The sequence below is a fragment of the Anaeromyxobacter sp. Red801 genome, assembly GCF_049201065.2.
Classification (GTDB): domain Bacteria; phylum Myxococcota; class Myxococcia; order Myxococcales; family Anaeromyxobacteraceae; genus Anaeromyxobacter.
In genome coordinates this window covers 2883546-2898258 of sequence record NZ_CM181236.1, presented here as the reverse complement: position 1 = coordinate 2898258, position 14713 = coordinate 2883546, and the positions used below count along the sequence as shown (strand labels likewise).

Sequence of the window (14713 nt, the reverse complement as noted above, 5' to 3'; positions counted from 1 at the left end):
GGGGCGGCCGCGGCGCGCCGGGACGGGCGTGCCGCGGTCCGCCTCGCAGGCAGCGCCATCAGCGGCGCTGGGACCTCGTGCCGCCGATCCCGGCGCCCTGCGCGGTGAACGCCGTCCGCATGATCTCGACGAACGCGCGGAGCTTCGCCGGGTAGAACCGCGCCTTCGGATACGCGACGTAGACGGGCAGCGTGGGCCCGCGCCACCCGGGCAGGAGGTGCACGAGGCGGCCGGCGGCGACGTCCTCGGCGAGGATCCAGTCCGAGGCGAGCGCGGCACCGAGCCCGCTGCACGCGGCCTGGCGGAGCGCGAAGAGGCTGTCGGTCACGAAGCGCGGCCGGATCCGGAGGGCGGCGGTCGCGCCGCGCGCGCCCTCGAGGCGGACGGTGTTGCGGTAGTACGGCACGAGCGCGAGCCAGGGCAGCGCGGCGAGGGCCGCGGGGCGCGAGGGGGCGTGCCCCGGGACGAGCGACGGCGCAGCGACCACGATCCGCTGCACCTCGTGGATCTTCCGCACCACGATGGCGTCGCCTTCCGGCGCGTCCACCGAGACGCAGCAGTCGACGCCGTCCTCCACGAACCGCACCGGGCCGTCGTGCAGGCGCCACTCGACGCTCAGGGCAGGGTAGCGGCGCAGGTACTCGACCACCGGGCCGACGAGCTGCTGCTGCCCGAACGCGTGCGGCGCGACCACCCGGAGGTGCCCCGCCGGCTCGTCTCCGTCGCCGCGCAGCTCCGCCTCGAAGGCGCGCCACTCGCCGACCAGCTCCCGAGCCCGGGCGGCGTACCTCTGCCCGGCCTCGGTGAGGTGGATGGCATGGGTCGATCGCTGCAGCAGGCGGACGCCGAGGGCGGCCTCGAGCGCGTGCAGGCGCCGGCTGATGGTGGGCTGGGAGGTGCCGAGCTGTCGCGCCGCGGCGGAGAGGCTCCCCGCCTCGACGATGCGCACGAACGTCTCGGCGAGGGCCAGACGATCGGTCGTCGCCTTCATACGTACGACGCATAACGGATCTCCCGGTCACGCGTCTACCGCAGGGCCACCGCACGGCGCATCGTGCCCGCCATGACGACGCACGAACCGGCCCCCACCGCCCTCGCCGCCCCCGCCGGCCACCCGGTTGGGGCGACCTCCCCCCGGCCCGAGGCCCCGATCGCCAGGCCGCTCCTCCTGCTGCTCGCGGGCGGCGCCGGGCTCTCGGTGGCGAGCCTCTACTACAACCAGCCGCTGCTCGACACGATGGCGCGCGACCTCGGCGCATCGTCCTCCGCCATCGGCGCGGTGCCCACGCTCACGCAGCTCGGCTACGCCGCCGGCATCCTCCTGTTCGGGCCGCTCGGCGACCGGCTCGACCGCCGGCGCGTGGTCGTCGCGAAGCTCGCGGCGCTCGCGGTCGCGCTGCTCGGGGCCGCGCTCGCCCCATCCGCCGGGCTCCTCGCCGTCGCCGGCCTCGCCATCGGCCTGGTCGCGACGGCGGCCCAGGACCTCGTGCCCGCCGCGGCGGCGCTCGCGCCGGCGGCGTCACGCGGGCGGACGGTCGGGTCGGTGATGACCGGCCTCCTGCTCGGGATCCTGCTCTCGCGCGTGGTGAGCGGCGTCGTCGGCGCGCACGTCGGCTGGCGGGCGGTGTACCTGGGCGCCGCCGCCGCCGTGGCGGCGCTGTCCGTCGCGGTCGGGCTGAGGCTGCCGCCCATGCCCCCCGGGTCACGCGCCCGGTACGGGGCGCTGCTCGCGTCCATCGTCCGGCTCGCGCGCGACCTCGCTCCACTGCGCCGCGCCGCGCTGGCGCAGGCGCTCCTCAGCGTCGCGTTCGGTGCCTTCTGGTCCACGCTGACGCTGGCGCTCGCGGCGCCGCCGTTCAGGCTCGGCCCCGTGGCCGCCGGAGCCTTCGGCCTCGCCGGCGCTGCCGGGGCGGCCATCGCCCCGCTCGCGGGCGCCGCCGCCGACCGGCGCGGTCCCGAGCCGGTGATCCGCGCCGGCGCGGCGCTGGGGGTGGGGTCCTTCGCGGCCATCGCGCTGTTCCCGGGATCGCTGGTGGTGCTGGTGGTCGCGACCGTGGTCTTCGACCTCGGGGTGCAGGCCAGCCTCATCGCACACCAGAGCGTCGTCTACGGCCTGGATCCCGCCGCGCGCGGCCGCCTCAACGCGGTGCTGGTGAGCGCGATGTTCCTCGGCATGGCCGCCGGCGCCGCGGCCGCCAGCGAGGTGTTCGCGCACGCGGGCTGGGTGGGGGTCGCCGCGCTCGGCGCCCTGGCCGCCGCCACCGCGCTCGCCGTCCGCCTCGCGCCCACGCGCCGGCGGGACGCGCGGGACCGCCGGTGCATCGACGCCGCCGCCCCTTGACCTGCATCGACGGGTGTCGCCCGTCTCCCCGCCCCGACCCACCCGGACCGGTGGGCCGGGTCGAGGGCCTCGGCTACCGTGTCGCGTCCCACCGGCTGACCGGGACGGGAGGTCCACGTGAGGCACGCGTCCCGATGGCTCTCGATCGCCGCCGCCCTCGCCGCCGTGGCGTGCGGCGGCGGCTCCGGCGGCTCCGGCGGCGCGGCCCCGCCGCCTCCCCGCACCTTCCAGCTCCGGAGCCCGGACCTCGTGGTGGGCGCGGGGCAGGAGCTGGCGTCCTGCTGGTACTTCCGCACCCCGAACGCGGACGACCTCGTCGTCCGGTCCTTCACCTCGCGCCTGCCCGCGGTCGCGGCGAGCGTCGCGATGATGCTCACGCCGGACGACGTCCAGGCGCCGGGGACGCAGTCCACCGGCTGCGCGTGGGCGCCCGCGAGCGGCCCCGTGCCTGCGTACGTGGGGTCGTCCGGCACCGCCTCGTTCTCGTTCCCGCCCGACGACGGCAGCGGCAAGGCGGTCGGCCTCCGGATCCCCGCCGGCCAGGCGGGCTACCTGCGCGTGCACTGGGTGAACGCGTCGGACCAGCCGATCACCGCGCACGTCGAGCTGGACGCGGAGGCTTGGCCGGCCGGGACGGCGACGACGCTCGCGAGCCCGTACGTGTCGGTGGCGGCCTCGTTCAGCATCCCGGCCTCCGGCTCGGCGACGGCCGAGACCACCTGCGACGTCCCCGCCGGCGCGCGCTTCGTGGCGCTGACGACGCGCACGTACAAGCACTCGGTCGCGACCTCGATCGCGGACGGTTCCACCACGCTCTTCGAGAGCGCCGACTGGTCCGCGCCGGGCTTCGCGCGCCGCGACGCGGCGCCGTTCCTGGCGTTCGCGAGCGGGCGGCTCACCACGCGCTGCGACTACCTGAACACCACCGCCAGCCCCGTCCAGCCCGGCGACGACCCGGCGAGCGACGAGCTCTGCGCCGCCATCGGCTGGTACTTCCCGGCCACCCGCGCGCGCCTCTGCTACGACGGCACGCTGCTCCCCTGAGCCCCGCGGTCGCCGCTGCGAGCGCGGGCTCGAGCGCTCCCCCGTCCGAGTGGTGCAAGGCCGGTCGATCCGTGCCAGAGGTGGCGCGAGCGCGGGGGTCTCGGAGGGCCGAGCCCCGGCGCCACAGGAGCGCCGCCCGGCCGGGCGGGCGCCCCCACCTTCAACGCCGCCACGTGAGCCCAGCCGTGTTCGCCACCGTCGTCCCCCTCGTCGTCGTCGCCGCCGCCGGAACCCTCATCGTCGTCCACAAGCTCCGGGAGCGGCGCCGCTGGGCCAACGTGAAGGCGTCGGGAGGGCGGAAGTCGCTCGTCCTCAACCTGTTCGACCGGTCTTAGCGGACGGACGGCCGCAGGCGCGCCCCCGCTTCCGGGGGAGCTGGGCCGAAAAAGCCTGCCGCGGGGGAGGGTTCCGGTCGCCGGCGGCGGCGCCGTGGGCGGCGGCTTGCATCTCGACGCCGGTTCGTGCGAGGGTGCGCGCCGCTCGCGGCCGTGGATGTGGGTGGACGGCGCGGGCTTCGTCGTATCCGTGGCCGGCTCGCGTGGATGAAACGCGCGCCGAAACGGGTTCGAGACACGCGGCTCTCACGCCCCGCCGGCGGGACTGGCGAGCGACGCCGCGCAACCGATTCGCCCATGCAGCTCGGTCCGCCCCCGCGGGTGGAGGTAAGACGTGTACACGGATTTCTCGAAGCTCCGGAACATCGGGATCTCGGCCCACATCGACAGCGGCAAGACCACGCTGACGGAGCGGATCCTCTTCTACACGAAGCGCATCCACGCCATCCACGAGGTGAAGGGCAAGGACGGCGTCGGCGCGACGATGGACTCGATGGAGCTCGAGCGCGAGCGCGGCATCACCATCGCCTCCGCCGCGACGCACTGTGAGTGGAAGGGGCTCCACCTCAACATCATCGACACCCCCGGCCACGTGGACTTCACCATCGAGGTGGAGCGGTCGCTCCGCGTCCTCGACGGCGCCATCCTCGTGCTCTGCTCGGTGGCCGGCGTCCAGAGCCAGTCGCTCACCGTGGACCGCCAGATGCGGCGCTACAACGTGCCGCGCCTCGCGTTCGTCAACAAGTGCGACCGCTCCGGCGCGAACCCGCTGCGCGTCAAGGACCAGCTCCGCGAGAAGCTCCAGCACAACCCGGTGCTGATGCAGCTCCCCATCGGCCTCGAGGACAAGTTCGAGGGCGTGGTGGACCTCGTCACGATGAAGGCGTACCGCTTCAGCGGCGACGACGGCGAGGTCATCACCGAGTCCGAGATCCCGGCCGGCATGCAGGCCGACGCGGCCAAGGCGCGCGAGGAGCTGCTCGACGCGGCGTCGATGTTCTCCGACGAGCTCACCGAGGCGATCCTCGAGGACCGCGTCACCGAGGCGCTGATCAAGGCGGCCGTCCGCAAGGGCACGCTCGCGCTCAAGCTCACCCCGGTGTTCATGGGCTCGGCCTACAAGAACAAGGCCGTCCAGAAGCTGCTCGACGGCGTGGTGGACTACCTCCCGGATCCGACCGAGGTGGTCAACGAGGCCCACGACCTGACCAAGGACGAGGAGAAGGTCGCCCTCACCATCGACAACGAGAAGCCGACGGTGGCGCTGGCGTTCAAGCTCGAGGACGGGCGCTACGGCCAGCTCACCTACCTGCGCATCTACCAGGGCAAGCTTTCGCGCGACATGTTCATCACGAACATGCGCACGAAGAAGGACCACCGCATCGGCCGGCTCGTGCGCATGCACTCCGACCAGATGGAGGACATCGACGCCGCCGGCTCCGGCGACATCGTCGCGATGTTCGGCGTGGACTGCAACTCGGGCGACACGTTCACCGACGGCAAGGTCAAGCTGAACATGACCTCGATGCACGTTCCCGAGCCGGTGATCGCGCTCTCCATCAAGCCGGTGGACTCGAAGAGCGAGACCAACATGGGCAAGGCGCTCCGGCGCTTCACCCGCGAGGACCCGACCTTCCGCGCCGGCCTGGACGAGGAGAGCGGCGAGACCATCATCCGCGGCATGGGCGAGCTGCACCTCGAGGTCTACATCGAGCGCATGAAGCGCGAGTACAACTGCATCGTCGAGGTGTCGCCGCCGCAGGTGGCGTACCGCGAGACGGTCAGCCAGCGCGCCGACTTCGCCTACACGCACAAGAAGCAGACCGGCGGCTCCGGCCAGTTCGGCCGCGTGTGCGGCTACATCGAGCCCTGCGAGCAGCAGTTCGAGTTCGTGGACGACGTGGTCGGCGGCGCCATCCCGCGCGAGTTCATCTCCTCGGTGGAGAAGGGCTTCCGCTCGATGATCGCCAAGGGCCGCCTGCTCGGGTTCCCGGTGGTGAACGTGCGCGTCGTCATCAACGACGGCGCCAGCCACGCGGTGGACTCGTCGGACATCGCGTTCCAGGAGGCCGCCCGCGGCGCCTGGCGCGAGGGCTTCGACCGCGCCAAGCCGCGCCTCCTCGAGCCGATCATGCGCGTGGTGTGCGAGGGCCCGGCGGAGTTCTCCGGCGGCATCCTGGGCACGCTCATGCAGCGGCGCGCCATGATCATCGGCTCGCAGGACGACGGCGGCCTGGCCCGCATCGAGGCCGAGGTGCCGCTGGCCGAGATGTTCGGCTACTCGACGACCCTGCGGTCCGCGACCCAGGGCAAGGCCGAGTTCAGCATGGAGTTCTCGCGCTACCTGCCGGTGCCGGCGGCCATGGCCGAGGAGCTCATGACGAAGGCGTCCAAGAAGGCCGAAGGCGGGAAGAAGTAGCGATGCCGGAGCCATGATCCGCCAGGAAGCGATCCTCCAGAGCCCGCTGCGGATCCTCGACCGGAGGATCCGCGGCGGCCTCGGCAAGGGTCGCCTCGGCGTGATCGTGGCGCCCGCCGGCGTCGGCAAGTCCGCCGTCCTGGTGCAGCTCGGGCTGGACGCGCTCCTGCGCGGCCGCCCGGTGCTGCACGTGGCGCTCGGTCAGCCGGTCGAGCACGTCTCGGCCCGCTACGACGCGTTCTTCGAGGAGCTGGCCGATCGCGTGGACCTGGCCGACCGCCGGGGCGTCCACGAGATGGTCTCGCGCCAGCGGCTGATCTGGTCGGCGATGGACGGCGGCCTCGGCGTCCGGACGCTGGACGAGGCGCTGGCCGCGTTCCAGGCGCACCTCGGCTGCACCCCCGCGACGCTCCTCGTGGACGGCTTCGCCTGGGCCGGGCCCCGGCCCGACGTCGCCGGGACGCTCGCCGGCCTGAAGGCGAGCGCGGCGCGCGCGGGCGCCGAGCTGTGGATGACCGCCCGGTCCGCCCCGGGGCGCCCGCCGTGCGAGGCCGACCCGGACGACCCTGCCGCGCCGCCGGAGCGCTGCGGCGAGCAGGTGGACGTGATCCTGTCCCTGGTGCCGCAGGGGCGCGGCGCGCGGGTGCGGCTGCTCCGGGATCTCGACGGCTCGGACGAGGCCGACCTGCCGCTCGTGGTGGAGGGCGGCTCGCTGCGCTACGCGGGCGGCGAGGACGAGGACGGCGGCGACGCGCGCGGCCCGGAGGCGTTCACGCTGCTCGCGGGCGGGTCCGCCGGCGCGGAGGAGGCGTTCGGCGCCTGCGCGGAGCGCTGGGGCGTGCAGGAGGTGAACTTCACCTTCGCCGGCCGCCCGGCGCTGGCCCGGACCCGCGGACTCACGGAGCTGACCGAGGCGGAGCTGCGCCTCGGCGACGTCAGCGAGGCCTACCTGAAGGCGCACCTGCCCCGCGCGCTGGCCGGTCCGGCGGAGCACCGGCGCGTGCTCCAGCTCATCTGGCACCAGGTCGGCACCGCGGGCGAGGTGTTCGCCGTCGGCGCGCTCAACCCCGACGACACGGCCCAGGGCGGCACCGGCTGGGCGGTCGAGCTGGCGCGCCACTGGGGGAAGCCGGTCCACGTCTTCGACCAGGAGCGGGACGGCTGGTTCCGCTGGGACGGGCGGGGCTGGGCGACCGAGGCGCCGCCGGTCATCACGCACCCGCGCTTCGCCGGCGCCGGGACCCGCGCGCTCTCCGCGGCCGGGCTCGAGGCGATCCGCGCGCTCTTCGAGCGGTCCTTCGGGCCGGCGCCGGAGTAGCCTCGGGCGGCGCACGGGCTACACTGGCGGCGGACCGTGTCCACCGCGAGGAGCTCCATGCGCCCAGCCCGTCCTGCCGCCGCCCGCCGCCGCTCCGCCATCGCCGCGCTGCTGCTCGTCGCCCTCGCGCCGGCCGCGGCGACGGGGGCGGAGCCTGGCGCCGCGCCGGCCGCGGGCGCCGCCGGCGTGCTCGAGGCGCCGGCCGCCGTCGCGGCGACGCCGGGCCAGCGCAGCTTCGGCGTCGGGCCGACCCTCGGCTTCTGGTCCGGCGCGGGCCTCATCGCGGGCGGCGGGACCGGCCGGCTGAAGGGGTGGGTGTCGGGCGGCTACGCGCCGGTGATGGTCTTCTCGAACGAGCGGACGCCGGAGCGCGACCTCCGCTTCGACTACTACAACGCGTACCAGCTCAACGGCGACGTGAGCCTGCGGGTGAACGGCCCCTCCACCACCGAGATCGCGCTGCTCGCCGGCTACAAGTACAACGGCGTGCTCGGCCACGGCGCCGGCGGCGGCGTGCGCGTGCTGTTCGACGTGGGGCCGCGCACCGCGGTGGAGCTGTCCTTCGGGCTGGCGGTGTTCCCGGACGCGATGGACCGGCTGGAGCGCGATCACGCCTATCCGGCGGATCGGGACCCGGGCATCACCCCCGCGCTCCAGGGCGGGGCGAACCTCGGTCTGCTGGTGTTCCCTTGAGCGGGGGTTGACGCGGGGCCGCCCGCACGCGAAGCCTGTGCCGATGCAGCCGCTCCTCGCGCTCCTCCTCGCCACGGTGCCCCTCCTCGAGCCGGCCGCCGGCGGCGCCGACGTCCTCGGCGTGCTCGGCACCCGGATCGTGAAGCAGGGCGACTCGCTCATCGAGCTCGCCCGCGCGCACGACGTGGGCTTCAACGCCATCGAGGCGGCGAACCCCGGGCTCGACGCGTACGTCCCGACGCCGGGCGCGCCGCTGGTGGTGCCCGCGGCCTGGATCCTGCCGCCCTCCGCGGCGCCGGGGTCGATCGTCGTGAACCTCTCGGAGATGCGGCTCTACCTGCTCCCGGGCGGCGGCGCCGCGCCGGTCACGTACCCGGTGGGCATCGGCAAGGATCGCGCGAAGACGCCGCTGGGATCCTTCACCGTCATCGGCAAGACGGTCGCGCCCACCTGGTACCCGCCGGCGTCGATGCGCCGCGACGACCCCACGCTCCCGGACCGCGTCCCGCCCGGACCGGACAACCCGCTCGGCACACACGCGCTGCGCCTCTCGGCGGGCAGCATCCTCATCCACGGCACCGACGAGCCGTTCGGGATCGGCCGCAAGTTCAGCCACGGCTGCGTCCGGCTCTACCCCGAGGACATCCCCCGCCTGTTCGAGGTGGTGCCGCTGAAGACGCCGGTCCGGATGGTCCGCGAGCCGGTCAAGGTCGGCGTGCGCGGGAGCCGCGTGGTCGTGGAGGCCCACGACGATCCGGACGCGCGGGTGGACCTCCGCGCCGAGGCGCAGCGCCAGCTCGAGCGGCGCGGCCTCACCGCGCGCGTGGACGCGGGCAAGCTCGCCGCCGCGCTCGAGGCCCGGCGCGGCATCCCGGTGGACGTGTCGATCGACGTCTTCTGAGGCGCTACGGGAGCGGGTCGGGGACCGGCAGCTCCGCGCGGATCCGCCAGCGCCCGTCCTTCCCGCGCCGCCAGACCGCCAGGTAGCGGCCGGTCACCGTCATGGGCGCGCCGTTGCCCTGCTGCACGACCAGGCGGTTCGTCCCCGCCTCCCAGGCGAGATCGCCCGAGACCTCCAGCTGCACGGTGGTGATGGTCGCCTCGAGGTACCGGAGCGACCCCAGGCGCCGGGCGTCGTACGCCTCGAGCTCGGCGCGGCCGGAGACGAAGCCGCGCTGCATCGCGGGGATGACGAGCGCGTCCTCGGTGAACACCGCCGCCATCCCGCGCGCGTCGCCGGCGACGAGCGCGCGGATGAACGCGTCGTTCGCGGCGCCGATCGCCGTGCGGAGCTCCGCCTCGGGGTCGGCGCGGCCGAAGGAGCCGTGCGCGCAGGCGCCCGAGGCCAGCGCGGCGGCGACGAGGAGGGCGCGAGGGCCGTTTGCCATGGGCGAAGGAGACCGCGCCGCCAGGCGGCGCGCGCGCGGCATCCTGTCCGACGCGCACAGGCTAGGGCGGGTGGGGCGTCCGGTCGGGCCGCGCGGCGCGCGATGATGGCGCGACACGCGAGGAGGGCCGGTCATGAGCGTGGAACGAGCGGTCGTGCTGCAGGCGCCGGCGGCGGACTGGGAGCGCGCGGAGCGGGAGGCGCGCCAGGCCGCGGTCTACGTCGCCGCGTTCGTGGGCGTCCCCGCCGTCGTCGCGGCGGGCGCCGCGCTCGCGCTGTTCGCCCTCACGGCGCTCGTGCTGCTCGCGCCGGTGGTCGCCGGCGTGCTGACCTGGGCGGCGTGGCGGTACGGCCGCCCGGAGCGCCGCGCCGGGCGCCGGGCCTGAGAGCCGGGCCTGAGAGCCGCTCCGGGCGCCGAGCGCGTCGCGCGCGCCCCACGAGAGCGCACGAAACGTGAAGCGCGGCCCCCGTCCATGTTTCAACGCCGCGCGTCACCCACACTGGCAGGCGATGCGTCACCATGCGTGAACGCCGTCAAGCCCCACTCAGGACGGAGACGACGACTATTCGTTCTCTTACAGCCCACGCGTGCCATCCAAGTCCGCCCGCATCCTCCGGGCTCCTGAGAATTTCCTCACCCAAGAGCAGATCACCGAGGTCTCCGCCGGACGGCGGAGCTTCCTGCGGCGCGCGTTCCTCGCCGCCGGCGGGATCGCCGCGGGCGCGGTCGCGGTACGCGCCGGCGCGGCGCCGGTCGGCGCTCCGGCCGGTGATCCGGCCATCCTCGAGCGCCAGCCCTGGAACACCTCGCTCGGCAAGCCCGTGGCCGCGCGCGGCTACGGCCTGCCGTCGCCCTACGAGGCGAACCTCCAGCGCCGCGAGAGCCCCGGCCTGACCCGCGTGAACGCGGCGTCGGTCTCCTTCGCGCCGCTGCAGGGGCTGTTCGGGATCATCACGCCGAGCGGCCTGCACTTCGAGCGCCACCACCAGGGCTGGCAGGACGTCGATCCCGCGAAGCACCGCCTGATGGTCCACGGGCTGGTGCGCCAGGCCAAGGTCTACACGATGGACGACCTGATGCGCCTGCCGTCCGTCTCGCGCATCCACTTCATCGAGTGCGGCGCCAACACCGGCATGGAGTGGGGGAACGTGGCGGTGCCCACCGTCCAGTACACCCACGGCATGCTGTCGTGCAGCGAGTTCACCGGCGTGCGCCTCTCCACGCTGCTCGACGACTGCGGCCTCGACCGGGCCAAGGGCCGCTACGTGCTCGCCGAGGGCGCCGACGGCTCGGGCATGACCCGGACCGTCGCCATCGACCGCGCGCTCGACGACGTGCTCGTCGCGTGGGGCCAGAACGGCGAGATGCTGCGGCCCGAGAACGGCTACCCGCTCCGCCTGGTGGTGCCCGGCGTCCAGGGCGTCTCCTGGGTGAAGTGGCTCCGCCGCATCGAGGTGGGCGACCAGCCCTGGGCCACCAAGGACGAGGCCATCCACTACGTGGACCTCATGCCCGACGGTCGTCACCGCCAGTACACCTCGATCCAGGAGGCGAAGTCGGTCATCACCACGCCCTCCGGCGGGCAGGTGCTGGTGGAGCAGGGCGCCTGCGAGGTGACCGGCCTGGCCTGGTCCGGGCGCGGGAAGATCAAGCGGGTGGACGTCTCCTTCGACGGCGGGCGCAGCTGGACCCCGGCGCGGCTGGAGACGCCGGTGCTCTCGAAGGCGCTGACCCGGTTCAGCGTGAGCTGGCGGTGGGACGGGCGCGCCGCGCTGCTGCAGAGCCGGGCGGTGGACGACACCGGCTACGTGCAGCCGACCACGCGGCTGCTGCGCGAGGTGCGCGGGACGAGGTCCATCTACCACAACAACGCGATCCAGACCTGGCGCGTCGATCCCAACGGCGAGGTGTCCAATGTGCAGCTGGCGTGAGCCGCTCGTCCTCGCGGCGCTGCTGGCCGCCGGCGCCGCGCAAGCGGCGGAGGGCGTCGGCCGTCCGGCCACGCCGGCCGAGCTCCGCGCCTGGGACATCGACGTGCGGCCCGACTTCCAGGGCCTGCCGCGCGGCTCCGGCTCGGTCCTGCGCGGGCAGGAGCTCTGGGACGCGAAGTGCGCCTCGTGCCACGGCACCTTCGGCGAGAGCAACGAGGTCTTCACGCCGCTGGTGGGCGGGACCACCGCCGAGGACCAGGCCCGCGGGCGCGTGGCCGCGCTCACCGGGAACGGCCACCCGCAGCGCACCACGCTCATGAAGGTGGCCACGGTCTCGACGCTGTTCGACTACATCCGCCGCGCCATGCCGTGGGACGCGCCGCGCTCGCTGAGCGACGACGACACCTACGCGGTGCTCGCGTACCTCCTGAACCTCGGCGACGTGGTCCCGTCCGACTTCGTGCTCGACCAGGACTCGATCCGCGCGGTGCAGCAGCGCCTGCCCAACCGGAACGGCATGACCCGCGCCCACGGCCTGTGGGACGTGAAGGGCAAGCCGGACGTGCGCGCGGTCGCGTGCATGAAGGACTGCGGGCCCGAGCCGCGCGTCGCCTCGACGCTGCCGGACTTCGCCCGCAACGCCCACGGGAACCTGGCCGAGCAGAACCGGACCTTCGGCCCGGTGCGCGGCGCGGACACCACCCGGCCCGCCGGCGCGGCCCGGACCGGCGCGCCCGCGGCGGCCCCGGCCGCGGTGAAGCCCGCCGCCGGGCTGACGCTGGCGCGCGCCAGCGGCTGCCTGGCCTGCCACGACGTCGAGGCGAAGCGGCTCGGCCCGAGCTTTCGCGACCTGAAGGCGCGGTACGCCGGCGACGCGGCCGCGGCGGCGAAGCTCGCCGCGCGGGTGCGCGGCGGCAGCCAGGGCGCGTGGGGGCCGGTGCCGATGCCGCCCCAGCGCCAGGTGGCGGAGGGCGACGTGGACACGATCGTGAAGTGGGTGCTCGAGGGAGCACGCTGAGGCGCCCGCGGCGCGGCGACGGTCGCCGCGCCCGGCAGAACCCGTACAGGAGAGCGGAATGAGAGAGGTAGAGCAGGCGGGCATCGGGAGGCGTCGGTTCCTCGAGACGACCGGCGGGGCCACGCTCCTCGGCATGCTGGTCGCCGCCGGCATCCTGAAGCCGAGCTGGGGCCGCGCGGCCGACTGGAACAAGGCGGCGTTCGAGGCACGGACCATGAAGGAGGCGCTGGACGCGCTCGGCGCCGGCGCGCCGGCCGACTCGAAGGACATCGCCGTCACCGCGCCGGACATCGCCGAGAACGGCGCCGTGGTGCCCATCACCGCGACCAGCAACCTGCCCGACACCGAGTCGATCGCGTTCCTGGTCGAGGCCAACCCCAACATGCTCGCCGCGTCGTTCCTCCTGACCCCGGCCTCGCTGCCGGTCGTCTCCACGCGGGTCAAGATGGCCCGGACCTCGAACGTGTCGGTGCTGGTGAAGGCCGGCGGCAGGTTCTACGTGGCGACGAAGGAGATCAAGGTCACCCTGGGCGGTTGCGGCGGGTAGGGAGCGAGGAGACAGCCATGGCAGATCCGATGAAGATCCGCGCGAGCCTCCAGGGCGACGTCGTGGAGGTGAAGGTGCTGATGAGCCACGAGATGGAGACGGGCCAGCGCAAGGACGCGAGCGGCGCGATCGTGCCGGCCCACTTCATCAGCTCGGTCCAGGCGGAGTGCAACGGCAAGGCCGTGCTCACCGCGCACTGGGGCCCGGCGGTGTCGAAGAACCCGTACCTCGCCTTCAAGTTCAAGGGCGCGGCCAAGGGCGACAAGGTCAAGGTGACCTGGGTGGACAACAAGGGCGAGACCCGCACCGACGAAGGGACCATCGCCTGAGCGCGCCGCTCGCCAGCCACGCGGCGCGGGCGGCGGGGAGGGGAGCCCGCTGGCTCCTCGTCCTCGCCGCCGGCCTCGCGGCCGCCCCGGCGGCCCGGGCCGCGCCGCCCCCCGCGCGCGCCGCCGCCCCGAGGGCGGCGCCGATCAAGGTCGTGTACCACCTGACCGAGGGGCTCGAGGAGGCGGTGCGCGCCATGCGCAACATCCGCAACCACCTCGACGCGGACCCCACCGCGAAGATCGTGGTCGTGGCGAACGGCGCCGGCATCGACTTCCTGCTCGACGGCGCCATGGACAAGAACGGCAACCCGTTCGACGCCATCGTGCAGGACCTCGTCACCCGCCACGTCGAGTTCCGGGCGTGCCGCAACACGCTCGTCACCCGCAACATCGATCCCTCGAAGCTCCTGCCGGAGGCGACGCTGGTCCAGTCCGGCGTGGCGGAGGCCGCGCGCCTCCAGGCGCGCGAGGGCTTCGCCTACCTCAGGCCCTGAGCTTCACGAACCGTTCCTTGAAGGAGATTCGGATGACCCGTCGATCGATCGGGCCGGCGCTGCTCCTCGCGGCCGCGGCCCTGGCCCCGGCCGCCCACCGCGCGCAGGAGGAGGACGCCACCGCCGCCATCGCGCGCTACCGCGAGCTGCTCCAGGACGGCAACCCCGCCGACCTGTGGGAGGCGCGCGGCGAGGCGCTCTGGCAGGAGAAGCGCGGGCCGAAGGCCGCGTCGCTGGAGGGCTGCGACCTGGGCAAGGGGCCGGGCGTGGTGAAGGGCGCCTACGCCGAGCTGCCCCGGTACTTCGCCGACGGCGACCGCGTCATGGACCTCGAGACGCGCCTGGTGCACTGCATGGGCACGCTGCAGGGGATCGACGCCGCGGAGGCCACCAAGCAGAAGTTCGGCGCGGGCGACAAGCGCTCCGACCTGGAGGCGCTCGCCGCCTGGATCGTGGCGCAGTCGCGCGGCCTGCCGGTGCGCGTGGCGCTCGCGCACCCGAAGGAGAAGGCCGCGTACGCGCTGGGCGAGCGGATCTTCTTCTACCGCGGGGGGCCGCACGACTTCTCCTGCGCGACCTGCCACGCCCAGAGCGGCAAGCGCATCCGCCTGCAGGAGCTCCCCAACCTCACCACGCCCGCCGACGCGAAGCGCGCCTTCGCGACCTGGCCGGCCTACCGCGTCTCGCAGGGCGAGGTGCGCACCATGCAGTGGCGCATGAACGACTGCCTGCGCCAGCAGCGGTTCCCGGAGCTCGTGTTCGGCTCGGAGGGCTCGGTCGCCCTCATCACCTACCTGGCCCGCCAGGCCAACGGCGCGGGCATGGACGCCCCCGCCATCAAGCGCTGAGGAGAAGA

General features: G+C 74.3%; 16 protein-coding genes. 14 read left to right on the top strand and 2 right to left on the bottom strand.

What is annotated here, in order from left to right; all coding sequences use genetic code 11:
• Positions 1-58: 58 nt before the first annotated feature.
• Entirely contained in the window at positions 59-991 is a 933-nt protein-coding gene (locus ACOQFB_RS13345) for a LysR family transcriptional regulator (protein ID WP_059435643.1), read from the bottom strand.
• Between the two features lie 72 nt (positions 992-1063).
• Between ACOQFB_RS13345 and ACOQFB_RS13340 the strand changes: the two genes are divergently transcribed.
• The 7 genes from ACOQFB_RS13340 (at position 1064) to ACOQFB_RS13310 (ending at position 9051) form a co-directional block, all read left to right on the top strand.
• Positions 1064-2341, top strand: a complete 1278-nt coding sequence (locus ACOQFB_RS13340; RefSeq protein WP_421610039.1) for an MFS transporter — start codon at positions 1064-1066, stop codon at positions 2339-2341.
• Between the two features lie 117 nt (positions 2342-2458).
• Positions 2459-3385 (top strand): hypothetical protein, encoded by a 927-nt coding sequence (locus ACOQFB_RS13335; RefSeq protein WP_421610038.1) that lies wholly within the window; start codon positions 2459-2461, stop codon positions 3383-3385.
• Between the two features lie 173 nt (positions 3386-3558).
• Positions 3559-3720 (top strand): hypothetical protein, encoded by a 162-nt coding sequence (locus ACOQFB_RS13330; RefSeq protein ID WP_160308979.1) that lies wholly within the window; start codon positions 3559-3561, stop codon positions 3718-3720.
• A 334-nt stretch (positions 3721-4054) separates the two neighbouring features.
• The gene (gene fusA / locus ACOQFB_RS13325; RefSeq protein ID WP_059435640.1) at positions 4055-6139 is read left to right on the top strand and encodes an elongation factor G; all 2085 of its coding nucleotides are present in this window, start codon (positions 4055-4057) and stop codon (positions 6137-6139) included.
• 13 nt (positions 6140-6152) lie between these two features.
• The gene (locus ACOQFB_RS13320) at positions 6153-7457 is read left to right on the top strand and encodes an AAA family ATPase (RefSeq protein ID WP_059435639.1); all 1305 of its coding nucleotides are present in this window, start codon (positions 6153-6155) and stop codon (positions 7455-7457) included.
• A 57-nt stretch (positions 7458-7514) separates the two neighbouring features.
• Positions 7515-8150: a hypothetical protein gene (locus ACOQFB_RS13315; protein WP_059435638.1), complete on the top strand. Its 636-nt coding sequence runs from the start codon at positions 7515-7517 to the stop codon at positions 8148-8150.
• Positions 8151-8193: 43 nt separating this feature from the next.
• Positions 8194-9051 (top strand): L,D-transpeptidase family protein, encoded by an 858-nt coding sequence (locus ACOQFB_RS13310; RefSeq protein WP_059435637.1) that lies wholly within the window; start codon positions 8194-8196, stop codon positions 9049-9051.
• A gap of 4 nt (positions 9052-9055) precedes the next feature.
• Here ACOQFB_RS13310 and ACOQFB_RS13305 read toward each other — a convergent pair whose 3' ends face one another.
• Positions 9056-9538 carry a YybH family protein gene (locus ACOQFB_RS13305; RefSeq protein ID WP_059435636.1) on the bottom strand — a complete coding sequence of 161 codons (483 nt, stop codon included), beginning with the start codon at positions 9536-9538 and terminating at the stop codon, positions 9056-9058.
• A gap of 133 nt (positions 9539-9671) precedes the next feature.
• Between ACOQFB_RS13305 and ACOQFB_RS13300 the strand changes: the two genes are divergently transcribed.
• The 7 genes from ACOQFB_RS13300 to soxA all read left to right on the top strand — a co-directional run bounded on the left by ACOQFB_RS13300 (position 9672) and on the right by soxA (position 14705).
• On the top strand, positions 9672-9923 hold the full coding sequence (locus ACOQFB_RS13300) for a hypothetical protein (protein ID WP_059435635.1): 252 nt from the start codon (positions 9672-9674) through the stop codon (positions 9921-9923).
• A gap of 202 nt (positions 9924-10125) precedes the next feature.
• Positions 10126-11469: a sulfite dehydrogenase gene (gene soxC, locus ACOQFB_RS13295; RefSeq protein ID WP_059435634.1), complete on the top strand. Its 1344-nt coding sequence runs from the start codon at positions 10126-10128 to the stop codon at positions 11467-11469.
• Positions 11453-12487, top strand: coding sequence for a c-type cytochrome (locus ACOQFB_RS13290; protein WP_059435633.1), 1035 nt, complete (start codon positions 11453-11455; stop codon positions 12485-12487). The genes soxC and ACOQFB_RS13290 overlap by 17 nt, the downstream gene beginning before the upstream one ends.
• A 58-nt stretch (positions 12488-12545) precedes the next feature.
• Positions 12546-13034, top strand: coding sequence for a thiosulfate oxidation carrier protein SoxY (soxY, locus tag ACOQFB_RS13285; protein ID WP_059435632.1), 489 nt, complete (start codon positions 12546-12548; stop codon positions 13032-13034).
• Between the two features lie 17 nt (positions 13035-13051).
• Positions 13052-13363 carry a thiosulfate oxidation carrier complex protein SoxZ gene (soxZ, locus tag ACOQFB_RS13280; protein WP_012525641.1) on the top strand — a complete coding sequence of 104 codons (312 nt, stop codon included), beginning with the start codon at positions 13052-13054 and terminating at the stop codon, positions 13361-13363.
• A gap of 152 nt (positions 13364-13515) precedes the next feature.
• Positions 13516-13857 carry a DsrE family protein gene (locus ACOQFB_RS13275; RefSeq protein WP_059435631.1) on the top strand — a complete coding sequence of 114 codons (342 nt, stop codon included), beginning with the start codon at positions 13516-13518 and terminating at the stop codon, positions 13855-13857.
• A 32-nt stretch (positions 13858-13889) separates the two neighbouring features.
• Complete coding sequence (gene soxA, locus ACOQFB_RS13270) at positions 13890-14705, top strand: sulfur oxidation c-type cytochrome SoxA (protein ID WP_059435630.1); 816 nt, start codon at positions 13890-13892, stop codon at positions 14703-14705.
• Positions 14706-14713 lie beyond the last annotated feature (8 nt).